Source organism: Empedobacter sedimenti (assembly GCF_030005555.1).
Lineage (GTDB): Bacteria > Bacteroidota > Bacteroidia > Flavobacteriales > Weeksellaceae > Empedobacter > Empedobacter sedimenti.
Genome location: NZ_JASCQG010000006.1, coordinates 1 through 16,795, shown reverse-complemented (window position 1 = coordinate 16,795; position 16,795 = coordinate 1). Strand labels below are relative to the sequence as shown.

Sequence of the window (16,795 nt, the reverse complement as noted above, 5' to 3'; positions counted from 1 at the left end):
GTAACTTTTAATTCTTTTCTGATTGAGATTGAAAGACCTTTGACTCAACAAAAAACAAAACAATTATGAAAACAATTTTCTTAACAATCGCAACTTTATTATCTGTTTCAACTTTTGCACAAAAAAATGCTGAAACAGAATTAAGCAAAACATTAACAGAATGGAACAAAGGAAATCATTCTTCTGAAGCTAATTTTAAACAATTAGTAAATGATTATCCTAAAGAATGGTTGCCAAAATATTATTTAGCTTTATCAGAAACATTGAAAGTTTTTGAATCTACAGACAGAGAAGCAAATGATAAAATTTTGACTAACGTTAAAGAAATGGTGGAAATTTTGGAAGCTCAAAATCCACAAAATATAGAAATTTTAAATTTGAAAGCCTTGTATTTAACTGCAGAAATTGTTCAGAATCCGATGCAAAATGGCGCAATTTATTACCCAGAAGTATTGGCAACTTATCAAAAGGCAAAATTATTAAATCCTACTAATCCGAGAACTGTTCTTGGCTTGGCAGAGTTCAATATCAATGCTGCAAATTATAGTGGAATGGATATTAAACAAGATTGCGTGAATGTAAAAAAATCTTTAGCTTTATTTAACGCAGATAAGCCGAAAAAAAATGAACCAAATTGGGGAAAAGATCGTGCTGAAGCATTGTTGAATAATCAGTGTAAATCTGTTTTGAAATGATAGCTCTAATTTTTCAATTTGTAAACGAAGTTGTTTATTGGCTAATCAATTTAATAGCTTGATATGGATAAGACAAATAAAATATTAAACATTGCTTTTTCTACGATTATTACACTTGTAATTTTATTATTCGTGTTTAACAATCATGAATTGAATTTTAATATTCGGTCGTCTTATGATTTGGGATTGATTATAGGTTTTTTCGCTCAATTCTTTGTATTAGGCTTTGTCGTTTATCAATTCATTAAAGGATTGCTATTATCTGATCGAAAAACCATTCTAAGGAATGTTATAGTCTTGTTGTTAATGAATTTTATACTTTATTGTATACTATTTTTTACATCAGATAATGTATCGATAACAGATTTTTTCAAATCGGATGCGATAATTTATTTTATTGGTTATTCTGTTTTCAGTTTTTGTGCAGGATTCATTAATACAGGCGTTTTTAATCAGTTTAAAGCACAATATTTAACAATAGGAAATCCAGTAAAAGTTATTGCGATTCATTTCCTAAAAGCAATTATCTACACGCAATTATTGTATTTTGTTTTTGTAAAATTTGTGAATTCACTTTTTACCAAAGCTATTTTTTACGACAATTACATCAACTATATTTTAGTCGGCGTTATTACAATAATCTTACTTTTCTTTTTTTATTTTCTAGAGAAAAGACGTTACCGATTAGAGAAGAAAATTGATATAGAATCAGTAAAAGCTGAAACAGCAACAGCAAAATTCGAATCATTAAAAAATCAATTAGATCCGCATTTTTTGTTTAATAGTTTGAATGTTTTAACAGGTTTAATCGAAGAAAATCCAGATAATGCAATAGATTTTACAACATCACTTTCTAAGATTTATCGTTATGTTTTAGAGCAAAAAGACAAAGAAGTTGTCCCAGTACAAGAAGAAATAAATTTTGCTAAAACCTATGTGAGTTTACTAAAACTTCGTTTTGAGAATAGTATTGACTTCGAAATTGAGCAAACAACTTTCTCCGATCAAGAATATATTGTTCCGCTTTCGTTACAAATTTTATTAGAAAATACCATAAAACACAATGTGGTTTCGGAACAAAAACCATTAAAAATAAAAATTTATAAAAAAGATAACTTTCTAATTGTTGAAAACACTTTACAACCAAAAGAAACCATTAAAGATTCGACAGGAATTGGACTGAAGAATATTATCAATCGTTATCAATTAATTTCTAATCGTGAAGTTAACATAGAAAAAACTGAACAATTATTTTCAGTAAGAATACCAATATTAACACAAAAAATGACTATTATGAATACACAAAACAATACAGACGAACAACAAGCTTATCAACGAGCAATTGAAAGAGCAAAAGAATTGAAGAAATTTTATGCACATTTCGGAACTTACATTGTAATGAGTATCTTTTTCTTTGTATTAAATTATTTTACGAGCTACGGACATTGGTGGTTTTATTGGCCAATGTTAGGTTGGGGATTAGCAATTGCTTTACGTGCAATTAAAGTCTTTGGATTCGGAAGCGAATGGGAAGAACGAAAAGCCAAAGAAATTTACGAGAAAGAACAAAACAAAAAATGGCAATAATCGAATGAAGATCATTTTAATTGAAGACGAGAAACCAGCAGCACGTTTGTTAAAGAGACGTGTAGAGAAATTGGGTTACGAAATTGCAGAAATGTTACATTCCGTTGAAGAAAGCGTTGCTTGGCTGAAAACGAATCCACAACCAGATTTAATTTTTCTTGATATTCAATTATCAGACGGTTTATCGTTTGAGATTTTCAATCAAGTTGATGTTTCGTCAGCCATTATTTTTACGACGGCTTATGACGAATATGTATTAAAAGCCTTCAAATTAAATTCGGTTGATTATTTACTAAAACCTGTTGATGAAGAGGAATTGAAGTTTGCACTAGAAAAATTTCAGAAACAACATCAACCAAAATCTAGTTTAGATTTATTGGAGATAAAGAAGTTGTTCACAAATCAATCAGAAAGTTATAAAGAACGTTTTTCAGTGAAAATCGGGACGTCTATTAAGAGTATAGAAAGTGATAATATTGAATGTTTTTTTAGTGAAAACAAAGCATCTTACATACATACCAAAGAGAATAAAAACTATTTAATTGATTTTTCGCTAGATAAAATAGAAGAACTAATGGATCCGAAGAAATTCTTCAGAATTAACCGTAGCCAAATTATTCGAATAGACTCTATTAAAGAAATTACAATATACTCTAATTCAAGATTAAAAATAGTTTTAAATACTTATAACGAGCAAGACATGATTGTAAGTAGAGAAAAAGTGACAGATTTTAAGAATTGGTTAGAATAATTGATCAGAAACATGATTTTTTTCAGAAATCTTTAGAAAAGGTTCAATAATATTCATACAAATCGTTTATTTTTGCTTCAATCAATTAATTATCACGAATAAACGAATGGATAGTATTACATCTTTTTTCCAGAAATTCTCTATCAACCAAATAGGAACGACTTTTGCCGTACTTTTTGCGGTAATTGATATTGTTGGTAGCATACCAATTATTGTATCAATTCGTAGTAAAGTTGGGCATATACAATCAAGAAAAGCCTCTTTGGCAGCAGGAATTTTATTGATTTCGTTTTTATTTTTCGGAACCAAAATTCTGAAATTAATCGGTGTTGATGTACAATCGTTTGCCATAGCTGGTGCTTTTGTGATTTTTATCATCGCAGTAGAAATGATTTTAGGAATTGAGATTCAAAAAGGTGTCGAAGCCAAGTCTGCATCCATTGTCCCTATTGCTTTTCCGTTAGTTGCAGGAGCAGGATCTTTAACAACAGTACTTTCGCTTCGCTCGCAGTTTGCAGATATTAACATTGTGATAGCGATTATTTTAAATATGTTAATCGTATATTTGGTGCTGAAATTTGCAGGTACATTAGAAAAATGGATGGGACCTGGAGTTTTATCGGTACTGAAAAAAGTATTTGGAGTAATTTTATTGTCAATTGCAATCAAATTATTTACGTCAAATATTGGTGCATTGTTTATGAACGAAATTAAAATTTAAAAATTCATTATCTAATGAAAACATATATTTATATCGCGACAATCGTTTTGTTGATAGGATTAGGTTATAACCTATATGAGATGGATTACAAGGCTGGATTTATGGCTGAAGAAAACTTTCGTAGCGTTTTAGGAATTGGAGCTTCTGTTTGTGGATTGATTTTAGTATCAGTTTACTTTAGCTTTTTTAAATTGCAAACTAATCTTAAAAAGTAAACTACTTTTAGTAGAAATAAAACAAAAAAAGATTAACTATTTGGTTAATCTTTTTTTGTTTGTATCGCTTCGTTCAATTTTGGAAGTAAAGTTTTTATTGCCTCTTCTATTTTCTCAAAAGGTTGATGTTTAGTCGAAGTATAAATCATCACCAAATCAACCGAATAGTTTTCGTTAGGTTCAACTAACAATTTATTTAATCTGTAAGCTTCTTTCGCACGACGCTTCAATAAATTTCTATCAACTGCGTGTTTGAATTTTTTCTTACCAACACTTACTCCTACTTTTATGTTGTAATCTGCTTTCGGCTTGATTTTGTAAACAAATCTGATCGGATGAGAAACAAATGTTTTTCCATCAGAAAACAATTCATCGAACGCTTTTCTGCTTTTAAGTTTCTCATTCTTACCAAAAGTCAATTTCATATTGCTAAATTCTACGTAAATTTGTAACTGCAAAAGTAAGTATTCTAAAAGTTTTAGAATTACGTAACTTTGAAAAATAATTAATATTTATAAAAACAAAAAAAGAACAATATGTATCCAGCAGAAATAGTAATGCCAATGAAGGCACAGTTAACTTCTAACGGTTTTGAAGATTTAACAACTCCAGAACAAGTAGAAGCTGCAGTAAAACAAGAAGGAACAACTTTGGTAATGGTAAATAGCGTTTGTGGTTGTGCTGCAGGAGCTGCAAGACCAGGAGTTGTAATGTCGTTGAATAATGATAAAGTTCCTACACATTTAACAACAGTTTTCGCAGGATTTGATAAAGATGCTGTAGCAAAAGCACGTGAGTTTTTTGCACCATTTCCTCCAAGTTCTCCAGCTGTAGCTTTATTCAAAGATGGTGAATTAGTACATATGTTAGAGCGTCACCACATCGAAGGACACTCTGCAGAAGCTATCGCAGAAAATTTAAAAGCAGCTTACAACGAGTTTGCTTAAGTCAAAATTTGAAGATTATTTCAAAAATATCTAAAAGTGGAGCAATTAGTTCCACTTTTTTTGTGTCCTAAATTCTATAAAAAATAGGTTTGAAGAATTTTAATTCAACAAAAACTTAGAATAACCGAATTAACATCATATCATTATAAAAGTCATATAAATGAACGAGTTAAAACAATGAAATGGAAGAAATAGTATCAAAATAATCTGTAAATTAGCATTTCGAAATTTTTAATACATTATTTAATAAACAAATGAGAATAGCAGTCGTAGGCGCTACCGGAATGGTCGGCAGAGTTATGCTCCAAGTTTTGGAAGAAAGAAATTTTCCAATCACTGAAATTATCCCAGTAGCATCAGAAAGATCAATAGGAAAAACTATTGAGTACAAAGGAAAAGAATACAAAATTGTATCAATGCAGGATGCTGTAGAAATGCGAGCTGATATCGCAATCTTTTCAGCAGGTGGAGAAACTTCCAAACAGTGGGCGCCTAAGTTTGCAGAAGTCGGAACAACTGTAATTGACAATTCATCGGCTTGGAGAATGGATCCAGATCGTCCGTTGATTGTACCAGAAATCAATGCAGATATTTTAACAACAAATGATAAAATTATCGCAAATCCTAACTGTTCTACAATTCAGTTGGTAATGGTTCTTAATCCTTTACATAAAAAATACGGAATTAAACGTGTGGTTGTTTCTACTTATCAATCAGTTACAGGAACTGGTAAAGATGCAGTTGAACAATTGAATGGAGAAATTGAAGGACGTGATGTTGCAAAAGTTTATCCATATCAAATTTTCAAAAATGCATTGCCTCATTGTGATGTTTTTGATGAAGAAACAGGTTATACAAAAGAAGAATTGAAATTAACTCGTGAACCACGTAAAATTATGCGTGTGGACGAAATGAATATCACTGCTACTGCGGTTCGTGTACCTGTGCAAGGAGGGCATTCGGAGTCTGTGAATATTGAGTTTGAGAATGATTTTGATTTAGCCGAAGTTCGCAAATTATTAGCAGAACAAGAAGGTGTAACAGTACAAGATAATCCTGATACAAATACCTATCCAATGGCGTTCTATTCAGAAGGAAAAGATGATGTTTTTGTAGGACGTATTCGTCGTGATATGTCTCAACCAAACGCTTTAAACTGTTGGATTGTTGCGGATAATTTACGCAAAGGTGCTGCTACAAATGCAGTTCAGATTGCAGAGTATTTAGTAAAACATAATTTAGTTGGATAATATTTTCAATTAATAATATAGATTAAAGTCGCTCTTGTAGCGACTTTTTTTATGTTTAATGAATAAGTTTTCAGAACTTTAACAAATATTTTACGCTATCAAAGCAACCATAAGCGTAATTTTCGCATCTAAACAGTAAGAAAGAAAAAGTATTTTGGACGAAAAACAACTCATAAAAGCTTGTATCAACAATGATTCGAAAGCACAGCGACTGCTTTACGAAAAATATGATGCGCGATTTTTTGCAGTTTGTAAACGTTATTTTACCGATATACAACAAGCAGAAGATGCGTTGGTAAAAGGCTTTTTGAAGATTTTTCAGAATCTTGAAAATTATTCGTTCGAAGGAAGTTTTGAAGGATGGATGCGAAGAATTATGATTAATGAATGTTTGATGGAGTTGAGGAAAAATAAAATTTTTCATCTTAATGTTGACGATTACTCCTCTTCTATTTCATCTAACCAAGAAGCTTCGCAACAAATAGAAGAAGATGATGTGATGAAACTCCTCGATTATTTACCCGAAGGCTGTCGTCTCGTGTTCACCCTCTACGTTATAGAGGGTTATAAGCACAAAGAAATTGCCGAAAGTTTGGGCATTACTGAAGGAACATCGAAATCGCAACTCAATTTAGCGAAGACGAAATTGAAGGAAATGTTAAGTAAGAATGAAAATATAAAATCAAATTTATCGTGAACACAAACGATCCAATAGAAGATTTATTTCGATCAAGAAGCAGCGAAACTGTCGGTGAAAAACCGAGAGATTTGGTGTGGAAGCGTATTGAATCTGGGTTGAAAGACAAAGAAAAGAAACAAAAGCCAATGCGCGAGTTTGTTTCGAGTGTTTGGTTTTCAGCTGCTGTTTTCGCGTTGATTGCGATTCCTTATTTTGTGCTTTTTATCGAAAATTTGAATTCAGCGAATAATCAGGAAGATTCGGTTGAGTTTGTTAAAACAAGTTTTCCTGTTATAGAAAATGAGAGTTCTGACCAAGTAGAGCAAATAAAGAATATAGAGATTCAGGATAAATCGATTGAAGAACCAATTGAGGTTGCTAAACATACTGTAGTAAAAGAAAAACCAGTATATAGAATTGTAGAAGAAAAAGCAGCCAGTGGATCTGTTATTGAAGCGGAACCAGTTCCGTCTTATTCTGTTGCTTCGGCAGATGCGGCAAGAGTTTTAGCCGCTCCACCAGCAATGGAAGCTCGATCTAAGGTTTTGGATTCTATAGAAAAAGAAGGGCAATTTGCGAAAGCGAACAATCAAAATTTAGGAATTTTGAAAGATTCAGCTATTTCAGATAAATTAGCTAAAAAAGCTTCTGGTATTGTAATTAGAGGCGCGTCTAAAATAAAAGAAGACACTTCTGATGTAATGAAAATGAAGGTTGTTGCAGAAGAAAATTCTTCAAATGCATTGTTAGAAGCTGCTTCGGTAGCTGAAGTTTCTTCCAAAAAAGTAAACGTTAGAAAAGCTGAAATTGACTATAAACACGCTAAGTTTTCGGTTAAATCGGATATTTTACGTACCAATTTCACTCTCCAAAATAAATCGAAAAGCAAAGTGACATTTTTTAATAAAGAAATTGTAATTAACTTCGAAAAAATAAATGGAGTAATTGTTTTTACAACAAACGAACCTAAAATGGATGCAACACTTTTAGGTATTTTAGAATCGAATAAAGTAGAGATTTTTAATGCATATAAAATAAAATAAATAATTTTTTATTTTATTAAAAGTGAGTAAGTTTATAATTAATTACTCTAAATACTAAACAATGAATTTATCTATTAAACAAACGGATTATTTAAAAGCCTTATTGTATACATTTACTTTGTTGATATTACTTTGTGTTTTGTTTAAAACGAGTGAAAGATTATACGATATTTCATATGAATCTGGGAAAAATATATCTAATATGATTAAATAATAAAAGGTTCGCTAAAAGCGAACCTTTTATTATTTATTTCCAAACCGAAGTATTGCGGTTTCTTTATCATGATTCATTGCCAAAATCAATTCGTCTAACGAGTTAAATTTCTTTTCATCTCGTAAATGACCTAAAAATTCAAGGCGAATTGTTTTTCCATAAATATCTCGATCAAAATCCAAAATATTCACTTCTACTCGATGCTCGCGCGAATTGGTAACCGTTTCTCGAAATCCGATGCTTAATAATCCTAAATATTTTTGATCTTCCACAAAAACATCAACCACATAAACGCCATCTTTTGGAATCAATTTATTTGGATCAACTTGCAGATTCGCGGTAGGAAAACCAAGTGTACGCCCAATTTTATCTCCATGTACCACTTCTCCAGAAAGCGGATAATTGTAGTTTAAGGCTTTGTTTGCGTACGCAATATTTCCTTCGATTAAGGCATTTCTAATTTTTGTAGAACTCACCGCCACATCATTTTCTTCGACCGCTTGCAATTGAATCAAATTGAAACCATATTCTTTCGAAAGAACTTGTAATTGCTCAAAATTTCCTTCTCTATTTTTACCAAAATGATGATCGTAACCAATTACTAACGTATCAATATTGATTTTATCAACCAATAAATTCTTGACAAATTCGACAGAAGTTACTTGTGAAAAATCTTTTGTAAACGCTTGAATAATCAAATGTTCTAACCCAAATTGACGCAAAACATTTTCTTTTTCCTCTAAAGTGTTCAAAAATTTTAGATCACAATTTGGCTGTAAAACCATTCGAGGATGTGGATTAAACGTAATCAAAACACTTTCTCCATCAATTTCTTTTGCAATTGTATTGAGTTGTTTTAGAATAGATTGATGACCTATGTGCACACCATCAAACATGCCCAAAGTAAGGACGGGACGCTTGATAGGTTTGATTTCTTCTAAGGATTGATAAACGTTCACTAAAAATGATTTTGCACAAAATTAAGGCTTTCAAATTGAACTTCAAATCTATTTTTTGGAGTGCTTAATTTTAATTGATTGATTTTTAGACAAAAAGATTAAAATAAATTTGGAATTATTAAATTCTTTTATTAAATTCTTTTATTAAATTCAACCTAATATTAACCATAAAAATATTAATTATGAAAAACTTATTCTTATTAGCTACTTTATTAGTAAGCTCATTTTCTTTAGCAAACACTTCTGAAAAAGAAGAATCTATTACACAAAATTATACAATTGAGTATAAATTTATAGATAATACATGTTATGCAAGGTTTTGTTGGAATAAAACTGAGACAACTAGAGAGTGTGGTGAATGGCAAGAAGTGCCTTGTAACACAACAATTGAAGTAGAAGCTAAAGTTGAAGAGCAACCAAAATAAACTCTTTTGGTTATTTAATTGATAATATAAAGACTCATTATTTATGGGTCTTTAATTTTTAAAATAAACTGATATTATGAAAACTAAACTCAAATATAAAATATTATTTACACTTATTTTTTGTTGTATAATAACTTATGCCCAAAATTATCATGTGATCTATTCACAAAAAATAAATTTTGACAATTTGAATTTTGAACATGTAAATGCTAAGTATTATGATTTGTACGCTAATAACAAAGAATCTCTATATATTGAAAATAAAGAATTAAAAGATTCTATTAAACTTAAAAAAGTTGATGGTGAAGTTAATTTAACAAAACCGAGAAATAAAACTCAAAATATTTATTATTTCTATAATGGTAAAGATTTTTATATTAATGATTATGTCAATAATGAAGATAATTATTTAGTTAGAGATATTTTTCAGCATAATTGGAAGATAGAGAATGAAACCAAAATGATTTTAAATCAAAAATGTCAAAAAGCAACAACAACTTTCAGAGGACGAAATTATACAGCATGGTTTTCTACTAAAATAAAATATCCTTTCGGACCTTGGAAGATGAATGGATTGCCAGGTTTAGTTTTAGAAGTAAATGATAATCAAAATTTTTTTAGAATTGATGCAGTTAAAATATCAAAAGAAAATTTTGATTTTGAATCATTTACAAATAAAATTAATTTGTTTCAGAGTATAACAATTGAAGAATTTAATATAAAAGGGGACCAAAAATCACAAGAAATTGTTGAAGATTTAAAGAAAAAATATCCAAATTTTAAGTTAGACAAAAACTGTGATACTTGTAACAAAAGTTTAGAAATATTTTAATTATGAAAGCATTAATATTGTTCCTAATACCAATTTATTCACTATTTGCTCAAAGCTATAAAGTAGAATACGAAAATAGAAGTTTACTGTCTGATCAATCAAAAAAGAAGTTATCAGAAATGATAATTGAAGATTACGAATCTCCTAAAACGTACGATTTGTTTATTAATCAAGAAGATTTATGTTTATATAAAAAAAGAGAAAACTTGCGTAACTCTAGTATAGAAACAAGAGGTAATTATATTCAGAATTATGTGATAACAAATCCTATGGAGAAGATTATATATCAAGATATAAATATCGAAAATAGAAATTATAAGGTAAAATCTCCTCTTAAATTGAATGATAGATGGGTTATGCAAAGAGAAACTAAAATGATAAATGGTATTGAAGCTACAAAAGCTACGATGGAGACTTCTAAAAATAATACAGAAGTGTGGTTTGCCAAAAGTATAAAATCAAAATGCGGACCTAGTAATTTTGTAGGTTTTCCTGGATTAGTATTAGAAATATTGATAAAACCTAAAGATGAAAATGAAGCAACAGGTATTGTTAGAATGAAAAGTATTGAAACACTTAAAGATGATTCAACAATAAAGTCTTATTTCAATAATATTTCTGATAAAACAATTTCGATGGAAGAATTTAAGAAAGAGTACGAAGAATATCAAAAAAAGGTACAAGAAATGTACGGAAAAAAAGTTGATAGAGATTAATATTTTCTATTTTGAGATTCATTATTTATAAAAATCTGATTACTAATCAAAATATTATGACAAAAATCTTAAAAAGTATATAAATAATACAATGTTTTTAACTTACCTTTGCACCCAAATAAAATAAACTAAATCATTTCATATAATGGCAAATCAAAAGAAAGGTAAGATTGCACAGGTTATTGGACCTGTAATTGACGTTATTTTTGATAACGCAGAAGGCCTTCCAAATATTTATGATGCATTAGAAGTTCCTCGTCCTGGAAAAGAAACATTAATCCTTGAAGTTGAGCAACACATCGGTGAAGATACTGTACGTTGTATCGCAATGGATAGTTCTGATGGTTTACAAAGAGGGCAAGAGGTTTTCGCTGGTAACGGACCAATTATGGTTCCTATTGGAGGAGATATTAACGGACGTGTATTCAACGTAGTTGGAGATGCTATTGATGGTTTAGGAAATTTGGATAAAGAAAATGGATTACCAATTCACCGTCCAGCTCCAAAATTCGAAGATTTATCAACAGCAACAGAAGTATTATTCACAGGTATTAAAGTAATTGACTTAATTGAGCCTTACGCAAAAGGGGGTAAAATTGGTTTATTCGGTGGTGCCGGAGTTGGTAAAACAGTATTAATTCAGGAGTTAATTAACAACATTGCAAAAGGACACGGAGGTTTATCTGTATTCGCAGGTGTTGGTGAGCGTACTCGTGAAGGAAATGACTTAATTCGTGAGATGATCGAATCTAACATTATCAAATATGGTGATGAGTTCGTTCATTCTATGGAAGAAGGTGGATGGGATTTATCTAAAGTTGATCGTGAAGTGATGAAAGATTCGAAAGCTACTTTCGTATTCGGACAAATGAACGAACCTCCAGGAGCACGTGCTCGTGTTGCCTTATCAGGTTTAACTTTAGCTGAGTATTTCCGTGATGGTGATGGACAAGGTCAAGGACGTGATGTATTATTCTTCGTAGATAATATCTTCCGTTTTACACAAGCAGGTTCTGAGGTTTCTGCCTTATTAGGACGTATGCCATCTGCCGTAGGTTATCAACCAACATTAGCAACAGAAATGGGTGCTATGCAAGAGCGTATTACATCTACTAAAAACGGATCTATTACATCTGTACAAGCAGTATATGTACCAGCCGATGATTTAACTGACCCTGCGCCAGCTACAACATTCGCGCACTTAGATGCTACAACGGTATTAGATCGTAAAATTGCTTCATTAGGTATTTACCCAGCGGTAGATCCATTGAACTCTACATCTCGTATCTTAACACCAGCAATTATTGGTAAAGAACATTACGAAACAGCACAACGTGTAAAAGAAATCTTACAACGTTACAATGCTTTACAAGATATCATCGCGATTTTAGGTATGGAAGAGTTATCGGAAGAGGATAAATTAGTTGTACACCGTGCACGTCGTATCCAACGTTTCTTATCTCAACCATTCCACGTTGCAGAACAGTTTACAGGTATCCCAGGTGTTTTAGTTGACATTAAAGATACAATTAAAGGATTCAACATGATCTTAGACGGAGAAGTTGATCAATATCCTGAAGCTGCATTCAACTTACGCGGAACAATCGAAGAAGCGATTGAGGCTGGAGAAAAAATGTTAGCAGAAGTTAAATAATATTTTTATATAACAAATATAGAAGAGTGCTTACGTTTCTTTTACTCTAAAAGTTACTAAGTACTCTTTTTTTTAAACAATAGGATTATGTACTTACAAATTATTACTCCAGAACACGTAGTTTTTGACTGTGAAGTAGATGCTGTTACATTACCAGGAAAAGATGGTGAATTTCAGTTATTAAACAACCACGCTCCTATCGTTGCAACTTTAGGTGAAGGAACAATCAAAATTAAAGTTCACACAAAAACTTTCGAAGATTTCGATAATCAATCAGGTAAAGTTTACACATCTCCATCAAACGAATCTACATTATTGTTAGATATCAAAGGTGGAACAATAGAAATGAACAATAATAAAGTAATCGTTTTAGCGAACTAATACTTTTTTAGAAAGACAATATTACGAAGGAGATCAATTTTGATCTCCTTTTTTTGTTTTCTTACCAAATATTTCGCAAATCTTCATAAAAAATATTCTATAAAAACGATTTTAAAAAGTTTTTGACTGAATATTATGGGCTTAAAAGATATTTTATTCTTTATAAATTGATTTTATAGATTTATTTTCTAAAAACTAATTATAAATTTTATTATTTAGAAAATTATTCTAATTTCACATTAAATATAAAACTACAAAGTGTAGTTAGAAATGAATAATTTTTTTAAAGATGAAGTACAATTCTAAAAAACATTCTTTTGGACACGGCGTCCTGCTTCAGAGCATCTATAATTGCATCAATAGTAAAATTCGAATGTGCAGCTGCTAATTTCAGCTAACTAACCTACCCTACAATTTATTAATAGTAGTCACATTCAACACAATTTTATTATGTCAACAGAAAAACAATTACATTTCGATACTTTACAAGTACACGCAGGTCAAGAAGTAGACCCAACAACAGGCTCTCGCGCTGTTCCAATTTATCAAACATCTTCTTATGTATTTAATGATGCCGAACACGGAGCAAATTTATTTGCTTTGAAAGAATTTGGTAACATTTACACAAGAATTCAGAATCCAACAACCGATGTTTTCGAGAAACGTATTGCTGCGCTCGAAGGTGGTGTTGCGGCATTAGCTGTTTCTTCAGGACAAGCGGCTCAATTTATTGCCCTGAATAATATTTTAGAATCAGGTGATAATTTTGTTTCAGCTTCTAACCTTTATGGCGGAACGTATAATCAATTCAAAGTTGGTTTTAAGCGTTTAGGAGTTGAAGTTCGCTTTGCTGAAGATGCAGATCCAGCTAAAATTGAATCATTAATTGATGACAATACAAAAGCGATTTATGCAGAAACCATAGGAAACCCAAGTTTCAACGTTCCAGATTTTGAAGCAATCGCTGCAATTGCAAAAAAATACAATCTTCCATTAATTGTAGATAATACGTTTGGTGCAGGTGGTTATATTTTCAAACCTTTAGAACATGGAGCAAATGTTGTCGTAGAATCTGCAACAAAATGGATCGGTGGACACGGAACTTCGATCGGTGGAGTTATTGTGGATGGTGGAAATTATGATTGGGGTAATGGTAAATTTCCACAATTTTCTGAACCATCAGAAGGTTATCATGGTTTAGTTTTTTCTGATGTTTTCGGAGTTAACGGACCTTTTGGGAATATTCAGTTTATTATTCGTGCCCGCGTAGAAGGTTTGCGTGATTTTGGTCCTGCAATTTCTCCTTTCAATTCTTTTTTATTGTTACAAGGTTTAGAAACGTTGTCGTTAAGAGTTCAGAAACATTTGGACAATACGTTAGAAATTGCGCGTTGGTTAGAACTTCATCCGCAAGTAGAAAAAGTGAATTATCCTGGATTAATTACTTCTCCAAGTCATCATTTGGCAAAAAAATATTTAAAAAATGGTTTCGGAGCTGTTTTATCATTCCAAATTAAAGGAAATGCAGACAAAGCGAATCAATTTATTGATAGTTTAGAATTGATAAGTCATTTGGCAAATGTTGGCGATGCAAAATCATTAATTATTCATCCTTCTGCAACAACTCATCAACAATTAAGCGATGATGAACAAAAATCTGCTGGAGTTTTTCCAGGATTATTGCGTCTTTCTGTCGGAATCGAATATATTGATGATATCAAAAATGATCTTCAGCAAGCTTTTGATAAAATTAAGTAAACAAAGTATTTTAGCTATAAATTAATTCAGTGAATTTTCATCAATATAATTATACAAAGCCATTTCAATTAGAAAATGGTCAAATTCTCGAAAATTTAACCATTGCTTATCATGCAGCGGGAACATTGAATCCCGAAAAAAACAATATCATCTGGGTTTGTCATGCTTTAACGGCAAACTCAGATGTTTTTGATTGGTGGGCTGGTCTTTTTGGAGAAAATGAATTGTTTAATCCAAAAGATCATTATATTATTTGTGCCAATGTGATTGGTTCTAATTACGGAACGACAAATCCGTTGTCTACAAATCCTGAAACAAATTCGCCTTATTACCGAGATTTTCCTACAATTACGATAAAAGATATGGCAAATGCGCATCAATTGTTAGCAGATCATTTAGGAATTTCGACTATTCATTTGTTAATTGGTGGTTCACTCGGTGGTCAACAAGCGTTAGAGTTTACGTTGCTTGATCAAGTTAAAGTGGATAATTTGGTTTTGTTAGCGACAAATGCAGTACATTCTCCTTGGGGAATTGCGTTTAACGAATCGCAGCGTTTGGCTATCGAAGCCGATTCAACTTTTGAAGATAAAACTGAAGATGGAGGAAGAAATGGATTGATTGCGGCGCGCACAATTGCGATGCTTTCCTACAGAACTTACGAGATTTATGAAAACTCGCAGAAAGACGAGAATTCTGTTTACAATGATTTCAAAGCGTCTTCTTATCAAAAATATCAAGGTCAAAAATTAGCAAACAGATTCAATGCACATTCCTATTGGACACTTTCGAAAGCCATGGATTCACAAAATCTGGCTCGAAATAGAGAATCTTTAGAGAAATCTTTGGCTCAAATTTCTTCGAACACTTTAGTGATTGGAATTTCTTCGGATATTTTGTTTCCGCCAAGTGAGCAAAAATTTATTGCGAATTATATTCCAAATGCTGAATACATCGAAATAGATTCCATTTTTGGACACGATGGTTTCTTGGTCGAATTACAAGAATTAAACATAATTTTGAAAGATTTTGTATAATAATATTGGATTAATAACTATATGAAGCTCGATTTATTCGAGCTTTTTTATTTATAAATAGATTCTACTCCGTAGAATTTCTCCCGAGCAGTTAACCACAAAGTATCCGCTGTTGGTTAGCTTGAAACAGCAAACCATCACCGTCTAATCATTTCTTGCAGTAAAATTGATGTAATTTAAGGAAGCTGTCCCCTCGAGGGGACTACAGGGGTGTTCACAAGTTCTAAGTATTAAGTAATAAGTTTTAATTTAAAAAATTCTTCATTCACCCATACTTGCTGAACTTGTTTCGGTATCACAACTTAAGAATATACATAAAATGTCATTGCAGAAAAGTCGAGAGTCAAATCGGCGTAATGAGCGTTAAAAATGATTTACTGTTCGCATTTTATATGCGAATGATCTAAATCATTTAGCGAACAGCCGTTTTTGACCGACTTGTAAGCATAGACTTGATTTTTTTGTTTCGTTTTTTCATCAAGGAAAAAATGAAAGTAAATCTCTAAAAGACTCCATTTTTTCATATAAAACACTCTTTCATTAGTAATGTTATAAAAAACTTTCAAAAATATTTCCCATCGTACCAGTAACTTAAGGAAATAATGTAAAATAAATGTAAAGTTGGTTTGGAAAAACGAAAAAATGGGTTGTATATTTGCAATCCCAATACGAAAGACGAGTAGTATTGAAGTTGACATAAGGACTTAAAAATACCGCCAAAATTATTTAAAAATAAATTTGCGAGTTTATAAATAAGTTTTACCTTTGCAAACCAATTCCGAGAGGAGTTTGGGAGTGAAGTTAAAATTGACTTATTAAAATAAAATTTTCAAATTTTTTAAAATAAAATTTGGTAGTTAAAAAATAAGTTTTACCTTTGCAACCGCTTACAGAAACAGAGAAACGCAGTAAGTTTGAAACTGAGAAGTTC

At 31.2% G+C, this 16,795-nt stretch carries 18 protein-coding genes; 16 read left to right on the top strand and 2 right to left on the bottom strand.

What is annotated here, in order from left to right; translation table 11 throughout:
* Nucleotides 1-65: 65 nt before the first annotated feature.
* The 5 genes from QHG34_RS07245 to QHG34_RS07225 all read left to right on the top strand — a co-directional run bounded on the left by QHG34_RS07245 (nucleotide 66) and on the right by QHG34_RS07225 (nucleotide 3,969).
* Nucleotides 66-695 carry a hypothetical protein gene (locus QHG34_RS07245; RefSeq protein ID WP_282629542.1) on the top strand — a complete coding sequence of 210 codons (630 nt, stop codon included), beginning with the start codon at nucleotides 66-68 and terminating at the stop codon, nucleotides 693-695.
* Nucleotides 696-758: 63 nt separating this feature from the next.
* On the top strand, nucleotides 759-2,282 hold the full coding sequence (locus QHG34_RS07240; RefSeq protein ID WP_282629541.1) for a histidine kinase: 1,524 nt from the start codon (nucleotides 759-761) through the stop codon (nucleotides 2,280-2,282).
* Between the two features lie 4 nt (nucleotides 2,283-2,286).
* Nucleotides 2,287-3,033 carry a LytR/AlgR family response regulator transcription factor gene (locus tag QHG34_RS07235; protein ID WP_282629540.1) on the top strand — a complete coding sequence of 249 codons (747 nt, stop codon included), beginning with the start codon at nucleotides 2,287-2,289 and terminating at the stop codon, nucleotides 3,031-3,033.
* Between the two features lie 106 nt (nucleotides 3,034-3,139).
* The gene (locus QHG34_RS07230) at nucleotides 3,140-3,754 is read left to right on the top strand and encodes a MarC family protein (protein WP_282629539.1); all 615 of its coding nucleotides are present in this window, start codon (nucleotides 3,140-3,142) and stop codon (nucleotides 3,752-3,754) included.
* 14 nt (nucleotides 3,755-3,768) lie between these two features.
* A complete protein-coding gene (locus QHG34_RS07225) occupies nucleotides 3,769-3,969 on the top strand; it encodes a hypothetical protein (RefSeq protein ID WP_282629538.1) in 201 nt (66 codons plus the stop codon).
* A gap of 44 nt (nucleotides 3,970-4,013) precedes the next feature.
* Here the strand turns inward: QHG34_RS07225 and rnpA are convergent, their stop codons facing one another.
* A complete protein-coding gene (gene rnpA, locus QHG34_RS07220) occupies nucleotides 4,014-4,394 on the bottom strand; it encodes a ribonuclease P protein component (protein ID WP_282629537.1) in 381 nt (126 codons plus the stop codon).
* A gap of 111 nt (nucleotides 4,395-4,505) precedes the next feature.
* Here rnpA and QHG34_RS07215 point away from each other — a divergent pair, with 111 nt between their 5' ends.
* The 4 genes from QHG34_RS07215 (at nucleotide 4,506) to QHG34_RS07200 (ending at nucleotide 7,888) form a co-directional block, all read left to right on the top strand.
* Complete coding sequence (locus QHG34_RS07215) at nucleotides 4,506-4,916, top strand: BrxA/BrxB family bacilliredoxin (RefSeq protein WP_282629536.1); 411 nt, start codon at nucleotides 4,506-4,508, stop codon at nucleotides 4,914-4,916.
* 254 nt (nucleotides 4,917-5,170) lie between these two features.
* Nucleotides 5,171-6,166 carry an aspartate-semialdehyde dehydrogenase gene (locus QHG34_RS07210; RefSeq protein WP_282629535.1) on the top strand — a complete coding sequence of 332 codons (996 nt, stop codon included), beginning with the start codon at nucleotides 5,171-5,173 and terminating at the stop codon, nucleotides 6,164-6,166.
* A gap of 154 nt (nucleotides 6,167-6,320) precedes the next feature.
* Nucleotides 6,321-6,863, top strand: a complete 543-nt coding sequence (locus QHG34_RS07205) for an RNA polymerase sigma factor (RefSeq protein WP_282629534.1) — start codon at nucleotides 6,321-6,323, stop codon at nucleotides 6,861-6,863.
* On the top strand, nucleotides 6,860-7,888 hold the full coding sequence (locus tag QHG34_RS07200; RefSeq protein ID WP_282629533.1) for a hypothetical protein: 1,029 nt from the start codon (nucleotides 6,860-6,862) through the stop codon (nucleotides 7,886-7,888). The genes QHG34_RS07205 and QHG34_RS07200 overlap by 4 nt, the downstream gene beginning before the upstream one ends.
* A 243-nt stretch (nucleotides 7,889-8,131) precedes the next feature.
* Here QHG34_RS07200 and QHG34_RS07195 read toward each other — a convergent pair whose 3' ends face one another.
* Nucleotides 8,132-9,061: a bifunctional riboflavin kinase/FAD synthetase gene (locus QHG34_RS07195; RefSeq protein WP_282629532.1), complete on the bottom strand. Its 930-nt coding sequence runs from the start codon at nucleotides 9,059-9,061 to the stop codon at nucleotides 8,132-8,134.
* 182 nt (nucleotides 9,062-9,243) lie between these two features.
* Here QHG34_RS07195 and QHG34_RS07190 point away from each other — a divergent pair, with 182 nt between their 5' ends.
* From QHG34_RS07190 to QHG34_RS07160, 7 genes are all read left to right on the top strand, one after another.
* A complete protein-coding gene (locus tag QHG34_RS07190; protein WP_282629531.1) occupies nucleotides 9,244-9,486 on the top strand; it encodes a hypothetical protein in 243 nt (80 codons plus the stop codon).
* 76 nt (nucleotides 9,487-9,562) lie between these two features.
* The gene (locus QHG34_RS07185; protein WP_282629530.1) at nucleotides 9,563-10,318 is read left to right on the top strand and encodes a GLPGLI family protein; all 756 of its coding nucleotides are present in this window, start codon (nucleotides 9,563-9,565) and stop codon (nucleotides 10,316-10,318) included.
* Nucleotides 10,319-10,320: 2 nt separating this feature from the next.
* Nucleotides 10,321-11,034, top strand: a complete 714-nt coding sequence (locus tag QHG34_RS07180; protein ID WP_282629529.1) for a GLPGLI family protein — start codon at nucleotides 10,321-10,323, stop codon at nucleotides 11,032-11,034.
* Between the two features lie 145 nt (nucleotides 11,035-11,179).
* Complete coding sequence (gene atpD / locus QHG34_RS07175) at nucleotides 11,180-12,688, top strand: F0F1 ATP synthase subunit beta (RefSeq protein ID WP_282629528.1); 1,509 nt, start codon at nucleotides 11,180-11,182, stop codon at nucleotides 12,686-12,688.
* Nucleotides 12,689-12,775: 87 nt separating this feature from the next.
* On the top strand, nucleotides 12,776-13,069 hold the full coding sequence (locus QHG34_RS07170; protein ID WP_282629527.1) for a FoF1 ATP synthase subunit delta/epsilon: 294 nt from the start codon (nucleotides 12,776-12,778) through the stop codon (nucleotides 13,067-13,069).
* 450 nt (nucleotides 13,070-13,519) lie between these two features.
* Nucleotides 13,520-14,827: an O-acetylhomoserine aminocarboxypropyltransferase/cysteine synthase family protein gene (locus QHG34_RS07165; protein ID WP_282629526.1), complete on the top strand. Its 1,308-nt coding sequence runs from the start codon at nucleotides 13,520-13,522 to the stop codon at nucleotides 14,825-14,827.
* Between the two features lie 29 nt (nucleotides 14,828-14,856).
* Complete coding sequence (locus QHG34_RS07160) at nucleotides 14,857-15,864, top strand: homoserine O-acetyltransferase family protein (RefSeq protein ID WP_282629525.1); 1,008 nt, start codon at nucleotides 14,857-14,859, stop codon at nucleotides 15,862-15,864.
* Nucleotides 15,865-16,795: the final 931 nt, after the last annotated feature.

Excerpts from the sequence above, each read along its gene's own strand:
- QHG34_RS07245 (WP_282629542.1), top strand. The coding sequence starts at position 66 with ATGAAAACAATTTTCTTAACAATCGCAACTTTATTATCTGTTTCAACT.
- QHG34_RS07240 (WP_282629541.1), top strand. The coding sequence starts at position 759 with ATGGATAAGACAAATAAAATATTAAACATTGCTTTTTCTACGATTATT.
- QHG34_RS07235 (WP_282629540.1), top strand. The coding sequence starts at position 2,287 with ATGAAGATCATTTTAATTGAAGACGAGAAACCAGCAGCACGTTTGTTA.
- QHG34_RS07230 (WP_282629539.1), top strand. The coding sequence starts at position 3,140 with ATGGATAGTATTACATCTTTTTTCCAGAAATTCTCTATCAACCAAATA.
- QHG34_RS07225 (WP_282629538.1), top strand. The coding sequence starts at position 3,769 with ATGAAAACATATATTTATATCGCGACAATCGTTTTGTTGATAGGATTA.
- rnpA (WP_282629537.1), bottom strand. The coding sequence starts at position 4,394 with ATGAAATTGACTTTTGGTAAGAATGAGAAACTTAAAAGCAGAAAAGCG.
- QHG34_RS07215 (WP_282629536.1), top strand. The coding sequence starts at position 4,506 with ATGTATCCAGCAGAAATAGTAATGCCAATGAAGGCACAGTTAACTTCT.
- QHG34_RS07210 (WP_282629535.1), top strand. The coding sequence starts at position 5,171 with ATGAGAATAGCAGTCGTAGGCGCTACCGGAATGGTCGGCAGAGTTATG.
- QHG34_RS07190 (WP_282629531.1), top strand. The coding sequence starts at position 9,244 with ATGAAAAACTTATTCTTATTAGCTACTTTATTAGTAAGCTCATTTTCT.
- QHG34_RS07185 (WP_282629530.1), top strand. The coding sequence starts at position 9,563 with ATGAAAACTAAACTCAAATATAAAATATTATTTACACTTATTTTTTGT.
- QHG34_RS07180 (WP_282629529.1), top strand. The coding sequence starts at position 10,321 with ATGAAAGCATTAATATTGTTCCTAATACCAATTTATTCACTATTTGCT.
- atpD (WP_282629528.1), top strand. The coding sequence starts at position 11,180 with ATGGCAAATCAAAAGAAAGGTAAGATTGCACAGGTTATTGGACCTGTA.
- QHG34_RS07170 (WP_282629527.1), top strand. The coding sequence starts at position 12,776 with ATGTACTTACAAATTATTACTCCAGAACACGTAGTTTTTGACTGTGAA.
- QHG34_RS07165 (WP_282629526.1), top strand. The coding sequence starts at position 13,520 with ATGTCAACAGAAAAACAATTACATTTCGATACTTTACAAGTACACGCA.